Origin of the sequence: Xanthomonas floridensis, from assembly GCF_001642575.1 — a bacterium.
GTDB lineage: Bacteria > Pseudomonadota > Gammaproteobacteria > Xanthomonadales > Xanthomonadaceae > Xanthomonas > Xanthomonas floridensis.
On the sequence record NZ_LXNG01000012.1, the window covers coordinates 84,559 to 101,234 of the forward strand.

Below are 16,676 nucleotides of genomic sequence, written 5' to 3' on the forward strand. Positions count from 1 at the left end.
TCACGCGTGTCATGGCGTATCGACCGCCCGGCATGCCGCGCGGCACTCCGGGGCGACGGCAAACACGTGAACGCCAACTCCAGCGCCGCGTGCTCACTCGGTACGCAGCGCCAATGCAGGCGGCGTGGACAAAATGCGCCGGGTGCCGGACCAGCCGGCAAGCAGGCTCAGCGCCAGTCCGAAGGCGCCGCCCAGCAGCAGGCGCGGCCAGTCCGGTGCAAGTGCGATCTCGAACGCCTGCTGCCCGACCACTGCGCCGATGACGGCCGCCGCCGTGACCGCCAGGCCCGCAGCCAGCAGCCCCAATGCGCCGAACTCCACCAGCACCGCGCCACGCAATTGCCCGCGCCGCGCGCCCAGCGTGCGCAGCACGGCGCTGTCGTAACGGCGCTCGCCTGCAGTGGCCTGCAAGGCGGCCAGCAGCACCAGCACCCCGGCCAGCAGGCTGAAGCCCATCACCAGCTGCACGGCCTGCGCCACCTGGTCGATCACCTCGCGCACGCGGCCGAGAATCGCGTCGATGTCCAACACCGAAATATTGGGGTAGTCGCGACTGAGCGATGCCAGCCTGGGCGCACTGCCGGGCGGCAGGTGGAAGGCGGAAATCAGGTTGTACGGCGCATCGCCCACCGCGCCTTCATTGAGCAGCAGGAAGAAATTGACCCGGAACGAATCCCAATCGGCCTTGCGGATGCTGGTGACGGTGAAGCTGCGTTGTTGCTCGCCCAGCAGCAGGGTGATGCGGTCGCCGAGTTTGAGCTGATAGCGCTGCGCCCAGCCTTCTTCCACCGAGGCTTCGGCAGCGGTGCTGTCGGCGCTCCAGAACTTGCCCTGCAGCAGCGTATTGGCTGGCGGAAACGCATGCCGCCAGGAGAAATTGACCGGGCGGTTGTCGCCATCGCCATCGTCGGCTGGATCGCGGTCGCCGCGCACCGGCGGTTTGTCGTTGATGGCGACCAGACGGCCGGTGGAGAACGGCTCCACCGCAGCGCCGTCGGCGCCCAATCCGCGCAGCGTCTGCAGCACCGGCTCGGTCTGCTCGGGCTGGATATTCATCAGGAAATAGTTCGGGGTATCTGCCGGCAGGCGGTCGCGCCATTGGCCGAGCAGGCCGGGGCCAACCACCGACAGCAGCAATAGCGCGCACAACGACAGCGACAGGCCGACCAGCTGCACCACGCTCAGGCCGCGCCGGCGGGTGAGCGAGGCCAGGCCCAGTTTCCAGGCGCCGCGCAGGCGGTGCTGGATCGGCCGCAGCAGGGCCAGCAAGCCCAGCCCGAGCAGCATCGCCACCAGCGCCAGCGCGGCCAGGCCACCCAGCACCCAGCCCGCCAACACCAGGTTGCCGGTGGCGTAGACGGTGAGCGCCAGCGTTGCGGCCAGCGCAGCGCCGTAGACCAGCAACGAGCTCGGCGGCACCGCGGCAAAGCTGCGGTTGAGTACCCGCATCGGCGGCACGTTGCGCAGCCGCAGCAGCGGTGGCAGGCCGAAGCCCAGCAACAGCACCAGGCCGATCCCTGCGCCTGCCAGGGCCGGGGTGGCCTGCGGCAACGGCAGCCGGTTCGGAATCAAGCTGCCCAGCGCCTGGACCAGGCCCTCCTGTGCCAGCATGCCCAGGCCGATGCCGACCAGGCAGGCCGGAATCGCGGTCAACAGCAATTGCAGCGACAGCATCGCCAAAATATCGCGCTGCTTCGCGCCCAGGCAGCGCAGCACCGCCACGGTGTCGATGCGCCGCATCGCAAAGCGGTTGGCCGCCAGCGCGGTCGCCACACCCGACAACAACACGGCGAGCAAGGCCGACAGGGCCAGGAAGCGACCGGCGCGGTCGAACGCTGCGCGCATGCCGCGCTGGGTGTCTTCGATGCCGACCAGGCGGTACTCGCTGGCGCGCGGCTTGAGCCAGGCGCGCAGGTCGGCGATGGCATCCGGCGCACCGGCGAACATCAACCGGTAGGAGGCGCGGCTGCCGGGCCCGAGCAGACCGGCACCTTCGATATCGGCGCGATTGACCAGCAGCGGCGGCGACAACTGCATCAGCTCGCCGGACGCATCCGGTTCGGCGCGCAGCACGCCGGTAATGGTCAGATGGCCGGCGCCGAATTCCAGCTGTTCGCCCACGCGCAGGCCCAGCGCTTCCAGCAGCCGCGGGTCGGCGTAGGCCTGGCCCGGCGGCGGTGCGGTGGCAGGGCTGCCTTCGCCGCCGCTGCCGTCCCTGGACACCAGCAACTGCCCACGCAGCGGATAGCCGGCGCCCACGCCGCGGATATTGGCCATCTGGCTGGCGTCGTGATGGAACAGCACGCTCGGGAAGCTGACCATGCGCGTGCTCTGCAGCCCGCGGCGCTGCGCTTCGGCGGCGAAGTCGGCCGGAATCTCCTGGCGTCCGGTCACGCCCAGATCGCCACCGAGCACTTCTGCCGCGCTGGAGGTCAATGCCAGCGTCACCCGGTCCACCAGGGTGCCTACCGCTGTCATCACCGCAACGCCCAGCACCAGCGCGGCGAACACGGTCAGCAGGTCGCCGGCCAGGAATTCGCGGCGCACCGCGCGCGCCGCCTGCTTGACGACGTTCATGCCGCCGCGCCGGACGCTTGCGCGTGCAGGCGGCCGCCGTCGATGCGGTAGATGTGCCGGCAGCGCTGCGCCAGCGTCATGTCGTGGGTGACCAGCACCAGGGTGGTGTCGCTGGTGGCATTGAGCGCGAACAGCAGGTCGCTGATCTGCGCGCCGGTGGCCTGGTCCAGGCTGCCGGTGGGTTCGTCGGCAAACAGGATGCGCGGGCGCGCCACAAAAGCACGCGCCAGCGCCACGCGCTGCTGCTCGCCGCCGGACAACTGGCGCGGGTAGTGCCGCGCACGCGCGCTCAGGCCCACTGCCTCCAGCACCTCGCGCACCCGTGCCGGGTCTTCGCGCCCGGCCAGTTCCAGCGGCAGCGCAATGTTTTCTTCTGCGGTCAGCGCCGGCAGCAGGTGGAAGCTCTGGAACACGAAGCCCACTTCGCGCGCGCGCAGCGCAGCGCGCGCTTCTTCGTCGAGCTGGCCCAGGTCCTGGCCGGCCAGTGCGATGCTGCCGCGGCTGGGCAGGTCCAGCCCGGCCAGCAGGCCGAGCAGGGTGGTCTTGCCCGAACCGGAGGCGCCGACGATGGCGATACTGTCGCCTTCACTGACCGTCAAGCTGATGTTGTCGAGGATGTGGAGCGTTCCCTCCGGGCCACTGACGGATTTGCCGACCTCGCGGACGTCGATGGCGGTGCGGGTGCTGGAGCGGGGGGCCAGACTGTCGATGAGGAATCTCCGAATGCGTGAAAGAACACTGCGATATGGCGCGCTGGTCCTGTGGCTGCTGACACTCTCCCTGCTTGCGCCGGGGATTGCCTCTGCCAAAAGTCCGGCGACTGCTGCACCGATCCTGGTGGTGGGCGACAGCCTGAGCGCTGCGCACAACATTCCGGTGCAGTCCGGTTGGGTCACCCTGCTGGACCAGCGCCTGAAGCGTGACATGGCGACGCCACCGGCGGTCGTCAATGCCAGCATCAGCGGCGAGACCACATCCGGCGCGCTGACCCGGCTGCCCGGCCTGCTGCAGAAGCATGCACCAGGCGTGGTGGTGATCGAGCTGGGCGGCAACGATGCGCTGCGCGGGCTGACTCCGGCCCAGCTGAAGGGCAATCTGGAGAAGATGATCAAGCTCAGCCAGGCGTCTGGTGCCAAGGTGCTGCTGCTCGGCATCGATGTGCCACCCAATTACGGCCCGGCCTACCGCGAGCGTCTGAAGGCGACCTATGCGGACCTGGCCAAGCAGTACAACACGGCCCTGGTGCCATTCTTCCTGGAAAAAGTGGCCTTGCAGCCGGGCCTGATGCAGGCCGATGGCCTGCATCCGACCGCGGCCGCCCAGCCCAAGGTGCTGGAGACGGTGTGGCCGGCACTGCGCCCATTGCTGGGGCGTTGATCGAATGAGATGAAACGTTATTCGGCCTTCACGTCGCTTGCACCCGCAATCCGGCATGTTTCACAAAGCTGAAGACCGAGGAAAGTCCATGCGTCAGACCAAGGAAACGTCCGGCCTCGTGCTGGTCGTCGAAGACAACCGCAATATCTCCGAAATGATCGGCGAGTACCTGGAAGGCCGTGGCTTCGAGGTCGACTACGCGCAGGACGGACTGGACGGCTACCGTCTGGCCGCCGAGAACAGTTACGACGTGGTCGTGCTGGACCTCATGCTGCCACGTCTGGACGGCATCGAAGTGTGTCGCCGCCTGCGTAACGACGCACGCAAGTCCACGCCGGTGCTGATGTTGACCGCCCGCGACACGCTGGACGACAAGCTCACCGGCCTGGGCTTCGGCGCCGACGATTACCTGACCAAGCCGTTCGCGATCCAGGAGCTGGAAGCGCGTCTGCGTGCCCTGATCCGCCGCGAGCGTCGCCAGGTGGGCTCGGAAGTGCTCAAGGTCGCCGACCTGGTGCTGGACCCGGTGAGCATGCGCGCCACCCGTGCTGGCACCGAGCTGCAGCTCTCGCCGATCGGCCTGCGCCTGCTGACCATCCTGATGCGCGAATCGCCACGCGTGGTGACACGCCAGGAAATCGAGCGCGAGATCTGGGGCAATGGCCTGCCGGATTCGGACACCCTGCGCAGCCATCTGTACAACCTGCGCAAGATCATCGACAAGCCGTTCGACCGTCCGCTGCTGCACACCGTGCAGAGTGCCGGCTACCGGATTGCCGACATCGCCCAGCCGATGACCTGATCAACCGATGACCTGATGTTCCGGCCGACCACCGTCAGGTGGCCGGCTGCTCCTGCAGGCGCCCCCGCGCCGCCCGCTCTCCCGTGCCGCTGACTGGTTGCACGAAGGAATCACGGAAGCGTTGCCTATAATCCGGCGCTCTCCCCTGGATGCAGCAATGCCACACGGGCTCCCGAGAAAAATACGTCTTGCCTTCCTGTTGCAGGTCGCGCTGGCGAGCCTGGCGATCGTGCTGGGCGGGTACCTGATCTCTTTTGTCATCAAGTACAGCCTGGTGCGCACCGTGCTCGCCGACGAGGCCGTGCACTTCTGGCAGATGCACAAGAGCGCGCCAGACAACCGGCCGCCCAACACGCGCAATATTCAGGGCTATTTCTCGCCGGCCGGAACCGCGGCCGATACGGCGCCTGCCGCACTGCGGCGCCTGTCGCCGGGCTTCAGTGAAGTTGCTGCCGCCGATGCGTTGGTCTATGTGGACCAACGCCCGGAAGGCCGCCTGTATCTGGTGTTCCCGCGCTCGCGCGCCGCGCACCTCACGCTCTGGTTTGGCGTGGTGCCGGCCATCATCGTGTTGCTGGGAATCTACGGCGTGTCGTGGTTCACCTACCGGGTGTCCAAGCGTCTGGTGTCGCCGATCAGCTGGCTGGCGCGGCGCGTGTCGCAGTGGGATCCGCGCAATCCGGATGTCGACGAACTGGCGCCGGAGCGGCTGCCGGCGGAGTTGCAGGGCGAAACGCGGCAGTTGGCGCTTGCGCTGCACGCGCTGGGGCAACGGGTCAGCGAGCATGTGGCACGCGAACGCAACTTCACCCGCGATGCCAGCCATGAGCTGCGCACGCCGCTGACGGTGATCCGGGTGGCCAGCGACATGGCCCTGGCCGATGACGATCTGTCGCAACGTACCCAGCGCAGCCTGCGCCGGATCCAGCGCGCCGGTCGCGACATGGAAGCGGTGATCGATGCGTTCCTGATTCTGGCCCGCGAAGCGGAGATCGACCCGCAGAGCGAAACCTTCGATGTGGCCGAACTGGCCAGCGAGGAGGTCGAAAGTGCGCGCGAACTGCTGGGCGACAAGCCGGTGTCGCTGCTCATGGTCGGCGACCGCCGCCTGCAGATGTTCGCGCCACCGCGGGTGATGCGGGTGGTGCTGAGCAACCTGCTGCGCAACGCCTGCGCCTACACCGACACCGGCAGCATCGAGGTGGAGGTTACCCAGGACCGGATCGTGGTGCGCGATACCGGCATCGGCATGAGTGACGAAGCCCGTGCGCGTGCGTTCGAGCCATTCTTCCGCGCCGACCCCACGCGCCCGCAAGGCACCGGGCTTGGGCTGTCGATCGTACGCCGGCTGTGCGACCGCTTCGGCTGGCGCATCGAGTTGGAGAGCGAGGCGGGTGTGGGCACGTCGGTGGCGGTGGTAGTGGCCTGAGGCTGGCTGCTGTGGTTGCTGCGAATATCGGTGGGTCGCTTCGGAGTCGCACGCATGGATGACGCATCAGGCCGGTGCCTGCTTGAAGTCGGGTGATGCGTGTTAGCGAGTGCGTGTGTACCGGTCACACGGTGGATGCCCATCTGCCGTGCGCGTGCGACGGCACCTATTGCGTCAATGAGATTGAACGGCTCGACGATGCTCGTTGCGCAGCGACGCGTCCCGTGCGATTTCCGCAGCGGCCGCTGCATTCGCAAGGCTGCAGACGGCCACCGAAGCATGTCGCCGCACCCCGCGCAGTGTGGGCGATCCGCAATGCTGCGCCGGATCGATCCATCTGGCGCCTGAGAGCGGCTAGCAAAACGTGGCTAACGGTCGTCAGGTGGGTGCGGACGGCGCCGAGGAACAGAATGTACAACTGCTACATGAGGATTTCCGAGCACCGGCCGCGCCCGCCTGGCGGTGAGCGCAGTAGGTTTGTTCGCTGCTCTTAAGCAATTACTCCAGTACCGGTGCCACTGCCTTGCGCCACAGCGCATAACCGTCGGCAGTCATGTGCAGCATGTCCTCGCGGAATAGCTGCGGACGCGGCTTGCCGCTGGCATCGAGCATCGGCGTGTAGACATCCACGTAATCCGTTCGCGGAACCGCCGCCAAGGCATCCTTGATCAGGCGATTGGCGGCAATGACCGATGGCAGCAGTTGCGCACGCGAGGGGCTGGGTTTGATCGACAGATAGCTGATGCGTGTGTCCGGCAAGTCGCGGCGGATGCGCGTGACGAAGGCCACCACGTCGTCGCGCACCTGCTCGGGCGTGCGCCCGCTATTGAGATCGTTGTCGCCGGCATACAGCACCACCTGGCGCGGCGCGTAGGGGATCACGATGCGGTCGGCGTACCAGGTGCTGTCGCGCACCTCCGAACCGCCAAAGCCACGGTTGACCACCGGCTTGCCGGGAAAGTCCTTGGCCAGCGTGTCCCAGAAGCGGATCGAAGAACTGCCGACGAACACGATGCCGTGTTTGGGTGGCGGCTGGCGCGCATCGCTGGCGGCGAAGCGCTGCATGTCCTGCTCCCAGGCCGCGTTGGAAACCTGCGCAGGAATCACGGGCGCGGCGTGCGGAGCCTGGGCGATGGCCTGGCTGGAGACCAGTACAAGCGCGCACAGCAGTGCGCGTAAGCGATATGGGAGCATCAGAATCCTGCAACGATGGAACGGGCCTGGCATGGTGCAGCAGTCTGCAAGCTGAGGGCAAACCGGGCGGTGGCTGGCGATGCGCCGCGTCACGGTGCAAGATTCGCACTTTCCCCAGCAGCGACCACGCCATGCGTTCTTCCTGTCTCCAGATCCGCCCTTGCGGCCGGACGTCCTGACGCATGGCCGATCAACTGGGACACGTGCCGCGCGGCCCGCGCCGCATGCTCAAGGCGGCGATCTGGTCGTGGCAAGGCCTGCGCGCGGCGTGGCTGCACGAATCGTCGTTCCGGCTCGAAGTCTGCCTGGCGGTGGTGATGGCGCCACTGGGCGTGTGGCTGGGGCAGACGCCACTGGAGCGCATCGCGTTGATCGCCCCGTTGTTGATCGTGCTGGCGGCCGAATTGCTCAATTCCGCCATCGAAGCGGTGATCGAACGCTATGGCCCCGAGCATCACGTGCTGGCCGGCCGCGCCAAGGACATGGGCTCTGCGGCGGTGTTCCTGCTGTTGCTCAACGTGCTGCTGTGCTGGGGGCTGATCCTGCTGCCGCGGGTGCTCTGAGGGGAGCTGCAGCGGTGCGCTGGTGAGCGCGCGCCATGGCCTGATGTCGCTGCGGGCCAGCGGTCTGGTGCTGTAAAACACTGAGATCGAGCGCGTATTGCCCTGACGGCAGTCACTTGGCAGGTCAGGCACTGCACGCAGATCCTGCTGTGCGACATGCTGCCTGTCGGGTTTTTAGCCTGGCGTCGGCAACTCGCCGCCGCGCCGTTGCCTTGGCACGTGCGAGCGCACATGGAGGTTGCTCGCTGCGGATGACAAGCGTTGAGTGAAGAGAGCGCCGAGGACGGATGAGCGCCTAGTGCCCGGCCACCGCGGCGATCCAGGCGGCGTGCTCTGCTGCAGCCACATCCCGCCGCCATGACGCGTCGGCGCGTGCATGCGGGCTTGACCTGGCGCGTGGCATGCTGCGGCTCTCTTTCAACGGAATCGCCTGCATGTCTGTCCTGATGCGCGCCCTGGTGCTGCTGATCCTGACCGTCGGCCTGTCCGGCTGCGGCTACAACACGATCCAGCAGAAAGAGGAGGGAGTGAAGGCGGGTTGGTCGGAAGTGCTCAACCAGTATCAGCGCCGCGCCGATCTGATTCCCAACCTGGTGCGCACCGTGCAGGGATATGCGCAACAGGAACGTCAGGTACTGACCGAGGTGACCAACGCGCGTGCACGCGTGGGGCAGATCCAGGTCAATGCCGACGACGAAGCATCGCTCAAGCAGTTCCAGCAGGCGCAGGGTGAGCTGGGCAGTGCGTTGTCGCGCCTGCTGGTGGTCAGCGAGAACTATCCGCAGCTGAAGTCCGACCAATCCTTCCGCGATCTGCAGGTACAGCTGGAAGGTACCGAGAACCGCATTACCGTGGCGCGCGGTCGTTACATCCAGACCGTGCAGGACTACAACACCTATATCCGCTCGTTTCCGCAGGTGATGACCGCCAAGATCTTCGGATATCAGCCCAAGCCGAATTTCAGCGTGGAAAACGAAGCGCAGATCTCGCGCGCGCCGCAGGTGGACTTCGGTAATCAGCAGGCGCCGCAGCAACAGCCTGCACCGCAGCCTGCGCAGTAATCAGAAGCCCTTCTCTCCTCGGGAGAGGGTACGGCGCGAAGCTTCTGTGTTTTCCCACTGCCGTGGCGTTACTCACACCCTCATTCGCCCCTTCGGCGCATCTTCGAGAAGGGAACGACCGAGCTGTTTTACGGCGTCAAATCGACAAGAGTCTGCGGAACGAATCGGCGCAATGTGTCTGAGCAGATATGAGCCCCTCTTCCGTCGGGAGGGGAGCTGGCGATGAGGTACGAGCGACGCATCTGTTTCGTCCAACTGCACCAGGCTTCGTTCATACCCTCATCCGCCCCCATCCCCCGGTGGAAGCAGGGAACGACTGAGTATCAGTACGCATCAGGTAGGAGTTGGCAATGCGGCAAACGTCTTTGAATGTGGTGTGGATGATGGTGTTGCTGCTGCTGCCGGTGTCGCTGCTGGCGCAGCAGCTGGCGGCCATTCCGCCGCTGCGTTCGCCGGTGGTCGATGTCACCGGCACCCTGGATGCCGCACAGATCCAGCAGCTGCAGCAACAGGCGCTGGCGTTGCAGCAGCGCAAGGGTGCGCAGTTGCAGATCCTGATCGTACCAAGCACGCAACCGGAGACGATCGAGCAATACACCCAGCGCGTCTTCGACACATGGAAGATCGGGCGCAAGGGCATCGACGATGGCGTGTTGCTGGTGGTGGCCAAGGACGACCGCCGCGTGCGCATCCAGCCCGGTTACGGCCTGGAAGGTGCCATCCCCGACATCGTGGCCAATCGCGTGATCCAGGAATACCTGGCGCCGCGCTTCCGCGAGGGCGACTACGGCGGCGGCATCCGCGACGCCACTGCAACGCTGGCCGGCGTGATCGAGGGCGAGGCGCTGCCACCACCGGTCAGCGGCCATGAAGGCGGAGCCGGTCAGGGCGCCGGTGGCGGTGGCTGGATCATGGCGCTGTTTGTCGGTTTCGTGGTCGCTATGGTGGCGCGGGGCATCCTGGGCGCCTTGCCACGCCCCGTGCGCGCGGTATTGACCGCCATTGCGGCCGGTGGCGCGGCGTTGCTGTTCACGTCCCTGCTGCTGGCCAGTGCCGGCGCTGCAGTCATCGGGTTGCTGGCCGGGCTGGCCTCGGGGTCGCCGGGGCGCTTTGTCGGCGGCGGTGGCTGGGGCGGCGGTGGCTTTGGAGGATTCGGGGGCGGCGGCCGTGGTGGTTTTGGCGGCGGCGGCTGGGGTGGCGGCGGTGGATCTTCGGGAGGCGGTGGCGCCTCGGGGAGCTGGTAATGCGGTGGCTCAGGCATGTCTTCGCGCCCTCGGCGCAACGCAGATTTCCAGCGTCCTGCATGGAGACGATCGCTGCGGCCGTGGCCGACAGCGAGCGCAGCCACACCGGGCAGATCATGGTGGCGGTCGAGGCGGACCTGTCGCTTGCCGCGCTGTGGCGCCGGCACACCGCACGGCACAGCGCCGAACAGGCGTTTGCGCACCTGCGCACCTGGGACACGGAGGCCAACAACGGAGTGCTGATCTATCTGCTGCTGGCCGACCACGCCATTGAAGTGGTGGCCGACCGCGGCCTGCGTCGCCGGGTGCCGGATGCCCAATGGGCCGAGGTGTGCCGGCGCATGCAGCAGTTCCTGCGTGAAGGGCAGTACGAGGTGGCGGTGCTGGCGGGTATCGAGGCGGTGACCGAGCTGCTGGTCGCCCACTTCCCGCGCGGCGCGGACGCCCCGCATGAAGACGAGCTGCCCAACCGGCCACAGCTTTTAGGCTGAGGGCGCCTGAGGTGTCAGAATAGCGGTCTCGCTCTACGTGATCCGCGGTCCGCATGATCTATCTGCACGCCATCGACCCCATCGCCTTCTCGCTTGGCCCGGTGCAGGTGCACTGGTATGGCTTGATGTACCTGGCGGCCTTCTTCTCGGCCTGGGCGCTGGGACGCTCGCGCATCCTGCGCGGCCGCTTGCCTGGCGTGGACATGGACGGTTTCTCCGACCTGCTGTTCTACGGCATGCTCGGTGTGGTGCTGGGCGGGCGTATCGGCTACATGTTGTTTTATGCGTTCGACACCTTCCTGGCCAACCCGCTGATCCTGTTCAAGGTGTGGGAGGGCGGCATGAGCTTCCACGGCGGCCTGCTCGGCGTGCTGTTCGCCTGCTGGCTGTGGGCACGCCGCCATCGCCTGCACTTCTTCGACGTGATGGATTTTGTCGCGCCGCTGGTTCCGCTGGGCCTTGGATTCGGGAGGCTGGGCAATTTTGTCGGCGGCGAGCTGTGGGGCAAGTTCACCCAGGCCGGTTGGGGTGTGATCTTTCCGCATGCACCGGAGTTGGCCGATATCGCGCCGGCACAGATCCAGGCGCAATACGCCGCCGGGGCGCTGGATCGGTTCGCGCGTCATCCATCGCAGCTGTATGAAGCAGCGTTGGAAGGCGTGGTGATGTTTGTGGTGTTGTGGGTATTTTCGATGAAGCCGCGCGCCCGCTACGCGGTGTCAGGCGTGTTTGCGTTGCTGTACGGCGTGTTCCGCTTCATCGTGGAATTCGTGCGGGTGCCGGATGCGCCGATCGGCTACCTGGCCTTCAACTGGCTGACCATGGGTCAGATTCTGAGCCTGCCGCTGATCGCAGTGGGGCTGGTGCTGCTGGCGATGTCGCGCCGCGCCCCGGTGTTGCAGCCGGTGCTGCCGGCTGCCGTCACCGTGGAGGCGGCCAAGTGAAGCCGTATCTGGACCTGCTGCAGCATGTGCTGGAGCACGGCGCCGAGAAGTCCGACCGCACCGGCACCGGCACGCGCAGCGTGTTTGGCTGGCAAATGCGCTTCGACCTTACGGCCGGGTTTCCGCTGGTCACCACCAAGAAACTGCACCTGCGCTCGATCATTCACGAGCTGCTGTGGTTCCTGCAGGGCGACACCAATATCGGCTATCTCACCAACAACCAGGTCCGCATCTGGGACGAATGGGCCGACGACAACGGCGACCTCGGCCCGGTGTACGGCAAGCAGTGGCGCCGCTGGACCGGCCCGGACGGCGGCGAGATCGACCAGATGCAGTGGCTGGTGGACGAAATCAAGCGCAATCCGGATTCGCGGCGGCTGGTGATCAGTGCCTGGAACGTGGGTGAATTGCCGCAAATGGCGCTGATGCCGTGCCATAGCCTGTTCCAGTTCTATGTGGTCGACGGCAAGCTCAGTTGCCAGCTCTACCAGCGCAGCGGCGACATCTTTCTGGGTGTGCCGTTCAACATCGCCAGCTATGCGCTGCTCACGCACATGGTGGCGCAGGCCACCGGGCTGGGCGTGGGCGATTTCGTGCACACACTGGGCGATGCGCATCTGTACTCGAACCACTTCGAGCAGGCCCGCGAGCAGCTGACGCGTACCCCACGCGCATTGCCGACCTTGCGTCTGAATCCCGAAGTCACCGATCTGTTCGCGTTCCGTTTCGAAGACATCGCCATCGACGGCTACGACCCGCATCCGGCGATCAAGGCGCCGGTGGCGGTGTAAGCCTGATCTCAATGGACGAGACGCAGGCTGCGCAGACTGATCTTCACCGGAGAAGGAGGCGTGGCATGGCAAAAAATTCGAACAAAGCACGAGAGAAACTTGCCGACTCGCTGATGGCGATGCAAGCGAGTCTGTTCGTTAATTTGACAAGCATTGTTCTCATCGCGCCGATCGGCTTCTTTGCGATTGCCTTGTACAAAGGTGAGCGATTGGCGTTTATGAGAATGCTCGGCGAGCAATCGCACACAGCATTGGGTGTCATCGTCTTGCTCTACGTTACGACGTTGTTCTTTGGGATGCTTGGTCGGCATGCTGCAATGAAGATCTATAACGAGCTATATCCGGACGCATGAAGCTGATTCTGATCGTCGCCTTCGACCGCAACAACGCCATCGGTCGCGATAACGATCTGCCGTGGAAGTTGCCGGACGATCTCAAACGTTTCAAGGCGCTGACGCTGGGCAAGCCGATCCTGATGGGGCGTAAGACCGCGCAATCGTTGGGGCGCGCCTTGCCAGGGCGTCTGAATCTGGTGCTGACGCGCTCGGGGCAGGTGCCGTTCGCGGGCATGCAGGCGGTGGCATCGGTCGATCAGGCGATCCAGCGTGCCGGGCAGGAGGGCGCGCAGGAGTTGTGCGTGATCGGAGGCGGCGAGGTGTATCGCCTGACGATGGAGCGCGCCGACCTGTTGGCCGTCACCGAGGTGGACACCGTGGTCGACTGTGCCGATACGCATTTCCCGCCGATCGACCCGGCTGTGTGGGTGCCGGTACAGCGCGAAGGGCATGCGGCCGATGACCGCCATGCGTTCGCCTTTTCTTTCGTGGATTACCTGCGGCGCTGAGCCGGCAAGGGCGCCGCGTGCGACCGGTGCGCCAGATGCGAGGCGCCCTACTCCGGAGCGCCACCACCTTGCGGCTTGGCTGGCACAGCGTTGCCGTTGCCAGCATTTCCCGCAGTGTTTCCGCCATTACCACGTCCCCGGCCACGCCCGCGCGGGCGGCCCTGGCCTTCGCGTGGACGCCGCGGCGCGTGCGCGGCCGGTGTCGCCGGGGCAGTGACTTCACGTCCCGGGACCTGCACCACGCGCAGTTCGTCGGTATCCAGCTGCAGCGCGGTGAGTTTGCCGCCCCAGACCGCGCCGGTGTCGATGGCGTGCACACCCTGGGTAATCGTCAGCCCCAGTGCCGACCAGTGTCCGCAGACGATCTTCAGATCGCGCTCGACCCGGCCCGGAACTTCGAACCACGGGTACAGCCCCTGTGCCTGCGTGCCCGGCGTGCCCTTGTCGTCGGTGGCGATCCGCCCGCGCGGGGTGCAATAGCGCATGCGCGTGAACAGGTTGATGATGGCGCGGCTGCGTTCGTAGCCGCTCAGGCCTGGCGACCAGCCAGGCTGGTCGCCGTACATGTTGCGCAGCAGCTTGCGGTAGCCGCCGCCCTGCAATTGCTGCTCGACCTCGCGCGCGTGCTTCTCGGCCATCTGCGTGGTCCACTTCGGTGCCAGCCCGGCATGGATCATCATCCAGCCCAGCGTGCGGTCCACGTGTGCCAGTTTCTGCATGCGCAGCCAGTCCAGCAGCACGTCGCGGTCCTCGGCCAGCACGATGCGCTGCAGGTCCGGATTGACCTTGCGCTGCTCCTCTTCCGAGCGCGCGCCGATCGCCAGCAGCGACAGGTCGTGATTGCCCAGCACCACCACGCTGTGCGCGCGCAGCGAATGCACCAGCCGCAGCGTTTCCAGCGATTGCCCGCCGCGGTTGACCAGGTCGCCGCAGAACCACAGCGTGTCCTGTGCCGGGTCGAAATTGATCTTCTCCAGCAATCGCTGGGTAATGTCGTAGCACCCTTGCAGGTCGCCAATTGCCCAGACGCTCATCGCGTGCGCTCCATCAGTCCAGCAGTCATCAGTGCAGCGTCCTGGGTACGCTCAGCACGAAGGCGGCGATCGGGGCGGTGAATTCGGTGCCATCGTCGGCCACCATGTCGTAGTGGCCGTGCATCTGGCCCTGCTCGGTTTCCAGCAGTACACCGGAGGTGTAATGAAACGCTTCGCCGGGGCGGAGCCAGGGCTGCTCGCCAACCACGCCTTCGCCATCGACCTGCTCGGTGCGGCCGTTGGCATCGGTGATCTTCCAGTGGCGGGCGATCAGGCGCGCAGGCACGGCACCGGTGTTGTGGATGCGGATGCTGTAGGCGAAGGCATAGCGGCCTTCTTCCGGCGTCGATTGCTGGGCAAGGAAGCGTGGCGACACCTCGACCTCGACCCGATAGCGTGGATCATCGTGCATGCGAAATTCTAGATAAACCGGTGTGGGAGCGGCGCTCAAGCCAGCTGGACATTGGCCAGCCGGATGAAATCGGCCACCTCGAGTTGTTCGGCGCGGGCGTCCGCACGCACGCCTGCGGCCTCAAAATGCGCGGGTTCGCAGACGGTGGACAAGGCATTGCGCAAGGTCTTGCGACGCTGGCCGAAACCGGCGCGCACCACGTCGGCAAAGCGGCGGCGGTCGTTGATCATCACCGTGGCCGGGTCGCGCGGCACCAGCCGCACCACGGCCGAGTCCACCTTGGGCGGCGGCCGGAACGCGCCTGGCGGCACGACGAACAGCGCGGTGACCTCGCAATACGCCTGCAGCATCACGCTGAGCCGGCCATACACCTTGCTGCCCGGGCCAGCGGCCATGCGGTCGACCACTTCCTTTTGCAGCATGAAGTGCATGTCGGCCACCGCAGCGGCGTGGTCCAGCGCGTGGAACAGGATCGGCGAGGAAATGTTGTAGGGCAGGTTGCCGACCAGGCGGATCGGGCTGCCATTGGCCAGCGCGGTGAAGTCCACGCTGAGCACGTCGCGGTGGATGATGCTCAGCGCGCCGATCGGTGCGGCGGCTTCGGTCAGCGGGGCGATCAGATCGCGATCGAACTCGATCACGGTCAACGCACCATGCTTGCGCAGCAGCGGGAAGGTGATGGCGCCCTGGCCGGGGCCGATTTCGACCAGGTGCTGGCCGGCGCGCGGGTCCACTGCCTGGACGATCCGGTCGATGTAATACCGGTCGGCAAGAAAGTGCTGGCCGAGCGACTTCTTGGCCGGTGCGCTGAAGGAAGAATTCATGCGCGCAGTTTAACGGAGCCGGCGGCTGCACGCGGTGTCGGTGCCAGCTGTGCGGCGTGCGGCAAAGGGCTAGTCAGGCCGTGCGTCACCGCTGTGGCGTGCTGCCGCGCTGCTCGCTCAGCGGCGCGCCGCCAGCCGTGCGCACAGCGCGGTTGCCGCCATCAGGCTGGACGGGTCGGCAATACCGCGCCCGGCCAGTTCCAGCGCGGTGCCATGGTCCACTGCCACGCGGGGGTAGGGCAGGCCCAGCGTGATGTTGACCGCCTGTTCGAAGCCGCTGTACTTGAGCACCGGCAGGCCCTGATCGTGGTACATCGCCACCACCGCATCGAAGCCGCTCAGTTTCTGCGGCAGGAAGGCGGTATCTGCCGGCAACGGACCAATCAGGTGCAGGCCTTCGCCGCGTAGCTGCTCCAGCAGCGGAATGATGACGTCCAGTTCCTCGCGCCCAAGGTGGCCGTCCTCGCCCGCATGCGGGTTGAGCCCGAGCACGGCGATGCGTGGCGCAGGCAGGCCGAAGTCGCGCTGGAGCGCAGCGTGGGTGATGCGCAGGCATTGCCCCAGCGCCTGGGCGGTAATCGCGTCCGCCACCGCGCGCAACGGCAGGTGGGTGGTGACCAGGGCGACGCGCACGATGGGGTTGGCCAGCATCATCACCACCGGGCAGCCCGCCTGCTCGGCCAGCAACTCGGTGGTGCCGGTGTAGGCGATGCCGCCTGCATTGATGACCGCCTTGTGCACCGGTCCGGTCACGATGCCCTGAAGACGGCCGGCCAGGCAGTCGCCGGCAGCGGTGCGCAGGCCGGCGATCACCGCCGCGGCATTGGCCGGGTCAGGGGTGCCAAAGCGGGTCGGGGTGGCCTGGCGAATCGGGAACAGCGGCAGGTCGCCGGGTGCCCGTGCGGGCTGGTCGGGATCGAGCAGCCGCACAGACAAAGACAGCGCCTGTGCGGCGCTGTGCAAGGTATCCGGATCGGCATAGGCGATCAGGTGTGCGTCCGAGCGCGGCCGTTGGGCGAGCCGGACGCACAACTCCGGCCCGATCCCGGCCGGCTCGCCTGGCACCAGCGCGAGCGACGGGACCTGCAT

The 16,676-nt window shown here is 66.4% G+C and carries 18 protein-coding genes and 1 other RNA gene; 11 read left to right on the forward strand and 8 right to left on the reverse strand.

What is annotated here, in order from left to right:
* Window positions 1-93: 93 nt before the first annotated feature.
* Window positions 94-2,577: an ABC transporter permease gene (locus A7D17_RS07605; RefSeq protein WP_064508548.1), complete on the reverse strand. Its 2,484-nt coding sequence runs from the start codon at window positions 2,575-2,577 to the stop codon at window positions 94-96.
* Window positions 2,574-3,182 (reverse strand): ABC transporter ATP-binding protein, encoded by a 609-nt coding sequence (locus A7D17_RS07610; protein WP_275655078.1) that lies wholly within the window; start codon window positions 3,180-3,182, stop codon window positions 2,574-2,576. The genes A7D17_RS07605 and A7D17_RS07610 overlap by 4 nt, the downstream gene beginning before the upstream one ends.
* A 103-nt stretch (window positions 3,183-3,285) precedes the next feature.
* On the opposite strand from A7D17_RS07610, the gene A7D17_RS07615 reads away from it, so the two are divergent.
* The 3 genes from A7D17_RS07615 (at window position 3,286) to A7D17_RS07625 (ending at window position 6,185) form a co-directional block, all read left to right on the forward strand.
* Window positions 3,286-3,954, forward strand: coding sequence for a GDSL-type esterase/lipase family protein (locus A7D17_RS07615; RefSeq protein ID WP_193395326.1), 669 nt, complete (start codon window positions 3,286-3,288; stop codon window positions 3,952-3,954).
* Between the two features lie 88 nt (window positions 3,955-4,042).
* Complete coding sequence (locus tag A7D17_RS07620; RefSeq protein WP_005408123.1) at window positions 4,043-4,756, forward strand: response regulator transcription factor; 714 nt, start codon at window positions 4,043-4,045, stop codon at window positions 4,754-4,756.
* Window positions 4,757-4,913: 157 nt separating this feature from the next.
* Window positions 4,914-6,185 carry a sensor histidine kinase gene (locus A7D17_RS07625; RefSeq protein WP_064508551.1) on the forward strand — a complete coding sequence of 424 codons (1,272 nt, stop codon included), beginning with the start codon at window positions 4,914-4,916 and terminating at the stop codon, window positions 6,183-6,185.
* A gap of 352 nt (window positions 6,186-6,537) precedes the next feature.
* Here the strand turns inward: A7D17_RS07625 and A7D17_RS07630 are convergent.
* A non-coding RNA gene (locus A7D17_RS07630) (sX9 sRNA) lies at window positions 6,538-6,612 on the reverse strand.
* 71 nt (window positions 6,613-6,683) lie between these two features.
* The gene (locus A7D17_RS07635; protein WP_064508552.1) at window positions 6,684-7,379 is read right to left on the reverse strand and encodes an SGNH/GDSL hydrolase family protein; all 696 of its coding nucleotides are present in this window, start codon (window positions 7,377-7,379) and stop codon (window positions 6,684-6,686) included.
* A 182-nt stretch (window positions 7,380-7,561) separates the two neighbouring features.
* Here A7D17_RS07635 and A7D17_RS07640 point away from each other — a divergent pair, with 182 nt between their 5' ends.
* The 8 genes from A7D17_RS07640 (at window position 7,562) to A7D17_RS07675 (ending at window position 13,317) form a co-directional block, all read left to right on the forward strand.
* Window positions 7,562-7,942 (forward strand): diacylglycerol kinase, encoded by a 381-nt coding sequence (locus A7D17_RS07640; RefSeq protein ID WP_064508553.1) that lies wholly within the window; start codon window positions 7,562-7,564, stop codon window positions 7,940-7,942.
* 434 nt (window positions 7,943-8,376) lie between these two features.
* On the forward strand, window positions 8,377-9,003 hold the full coding sequence (locus A7D17_RS07645) for a LemA family protein (protein WP_064508721.1): 627 nt from the start codon (window positions 8,377-8,379) through the stop codon (window positions 9,001-9,003).
* Window positions 9,004-9,353: 350 nt separating this feature from the next.
* Window positions 9,354-10,247: a TPM domain-containing protein gene (locus tag A7D17_RS07650; protein WP_064508554.1), complete on the forward strand. Its 894-nt coding sequence runs from the start codon at window positions 9,354-9,356 to the stop codon at window positions 10,245-10,247.
* Window positions 10,247-10,738 (forward strand): TPM domain-containing protein, encoded by a 492-nt coding sequence (locus A7D17_RS07655; RefSeq protein WP_064508555.1) that lies wholly within the window; start codon window positions 10,247-10,249, stop codon window positions 10,736-10,738. Before A7D17_RS07650 ends, A7D17_RS07655 begins: the two co-directional genes overlap by 1 nt.
* 53 nt (window positions 10,739-10,791) lie before the next feature.
* On the forward strand, window positions 10,792-11,682 hold the full coding sequence (lgt, locus tag A7D17_RS07660; protein WP_064508556.1) for a prolipoprotein diacylglyceryl transferase: 891 nt from the start codon (window positions 10,792-10,794) through the stop codon (window positions 11,680-11,682).
* Window positions 11,679-12,473, forward strand: a complete 795-nt coding sequence (locus A7D17_RS07665; protein WP_064508557.1) for a thymidylate synthase — start codon at window positions 11,679-11,681, stop codon at window positions 12,471-12,473. Before lgt ends, A7D17_RS07665 begins: the two co-directional genes overlap by 4 nt.
* Window positions 12,474-12,538: 65 nt before the next feature.
* Complete coding sequence (locus A7D17_RS07670; RefSeq protein WP_064508558.1) at window positions 12,539-12,826, forward strand: hypothetical protein; 288 nt, start codon at window positions 12,539-12,541, stop codon at window positions 12,824-12,826.
* The gene (locus A7D17_RS07675) at window positions 12,823-13,317 is read left to right on the forward strand and encodes a dihydrofolate reductase (protein ID WP_064508559.1); all 495 of its coding nucleotides are present in this window, start codon (window positions 12,823-12,825) and stop codon (window positions 13,315-13,317) included. The genes A7D17_RS07670 and A7D17_RS07675 overlap by 4 nt, the downstream gene beginning before the upstream one ends.
* 47 nt (window positions 13,318-13,364) lie before the next feature.
* On the opposite strand, the gene A7D17_RS07680 is transcribed toward A7D17_RS07675, so the two are convergent.
* From A7D17_RS07680 to pdxA, 4 genes are all read right to left on the reverse strand, one after another.
* Window positions 13,365-14,351, reverse strand: a complete 987-nt coding sequence (locus A7D17_RS07680; protein WP_064508560.1) for a symmetrical bis(5'-nucleosyl)-tetraphosphatase — start codon at window positions 14,349-14,351, stop codon at window positions 13,365-13,367.
* Between the two features lie 28 nt (window positions 14,352-14,379).
* Entirely contained in the window at window positions 14,380-14,763 is a 384-nt protein-coding gene (gene apaG / locus A7D17_RS07685; RefSeq protein WP_064508561.1) for a Co2+/Mg2+ efflux protein ApaG, read from the reverse strand.
* 35 nt (window positions 14,764-14,798) lie between these two features.
* A complete protein-coding gene (gene rsmA, locus A7D17_RS07690; RefSeq protein ID WP_064508562.1) occupies window positions 14,799-15,587 on the reverse strand; it encodes a 16S rRNA (adenine(1518)-N(6)/adenine(1519)-N(6))-dimethyltransferase RsmA in 789 nt (262 codons plus the stop codon).
* A 117-nt stretch (window positions 15,588-15,704) separates the two neighbouring features.
* Complete coding sequence (gene pdxA / locus A7D17_RS07695; protein ID WP_064508563.1) at window positions 15,705-16,676, reverse strand: 4-hydroxythreonine-4-phosphate dehydrogenase PdxA; 972 nt, start codon at window positions 16,674-16,676, stop codon at window positions 15,705-15,707.

Bases quoted from the DNA above. Each gene is read 5' to 3' on its own strand.
- lgt (WP_064508556.1), top strand. From the start codon at position 10,792: ATGATCTATCTGCACGCCATCGACCCCATCGCCTTCTCGCTTGGCCCG.
- A7D17_RS07650 (WP_064508554.1), top strand. From the start codon at position 9,354: ATGCGGCAAACGTCTTTGAATGTGGTGTGGATGATGGTGTTGCTGCTG.
- rsmA (WP_064508562.1), bottom strand. From the start codon at position 15,587: ATGAATTCTTCCTTCAGCGCACCGGCCAAGAAGTCGCTCGGCCAGCAC.
- A7D17_RS07670 (WP_064508558.1), top strand. From the start codon at position 12,539: ATGGCAAAAAATTCGAACAAAGCACGAGAGAAACTTGCCGACTCGCTG.
- pdxA (WP_064508563.1), bottom strand. From the start codon at position 16,676: ATGCAGGTCCCGTCGCTCGCGCTGGTGCCAGGCGAGCCGGCCGGGATC.
- A7D17_RS07635 (WP_064508552.1), bottom strand. From the start codon at position 7,379: ATGCTCCCATATCGCTTACGCGCACTGCTGTGCGCGCTTGTACTGGTC.
- A7D17_RS07620 (WP_005408123.1), top strand. From the start codon at position 4,043: ATGCGTCAGACCAAGGAAACGTCCGGCCTCGTGCTGGTCGTCGAAGAC.
- A7D17_RS07640 (WP_064508553.1), top strand. From the start codon at position 7,562: ATGGCCGATCAACTGGGACACGTGCCGCGCGGCCCGCGCCGCATGCTC.
- apaG (WP_064508561.1), bottom strand. From the start codon at position 14,763: ATGCACGATGATCCACGCTATCGGGTCGAGGTCGAGGTGTCGCCACGC.
- A7D17_RS07675 (WP_064508559.1), top strand. From the start codon at position 12,823: ATGAAGCTGATTCTGATCGTCGCCTTCGACCGCAACAACGCCATCGGT.
- A7D17_RS07655 (WP_064508555.1), top strand. From the start codon at position 10,247: ATGCGGTGGCTCAGGCATGTCTTCGCGCCCTCGGCGCAACGCAGATTT.
- A7D17_RS07625 (WP_064508551.1), top strand. From the start codon at position 4,914: ATGCCACACGGGCTCCCGAGAAAAATACGTCTTGCCTTCCTGTTGCAG.
- A7D17_RS07605 (WP_064508548.1), bottom strand. From the start codon at position 2,577: ATGAACGTCGTCAAGCAGGCGGCGCGCGCGGTGCGCCGCGAATTCCTG.
- A7D17_RS07615 (WP_193395326.1), top strand. From the start codon at position 3,286: ATGAGGAATCTCCGAATGCGTGAAAGAACACTGCGATATGGCGCGCTG.
- A7D17_RS07645 (WP_064508721.1), top strand. From the start codon at position 8,377: ATGTCTGTCCTGATGCGCGCCCTGGTGCTGCTGATCCTGACCGTCGGC.
- A7D17_RS07680 (WP_064508560.1), bottom strand. From the start codon at position 14,351: ATGAGCGTCTGGGCAATTGGCGACCTGCAAGGGTGCTACGACATTACC.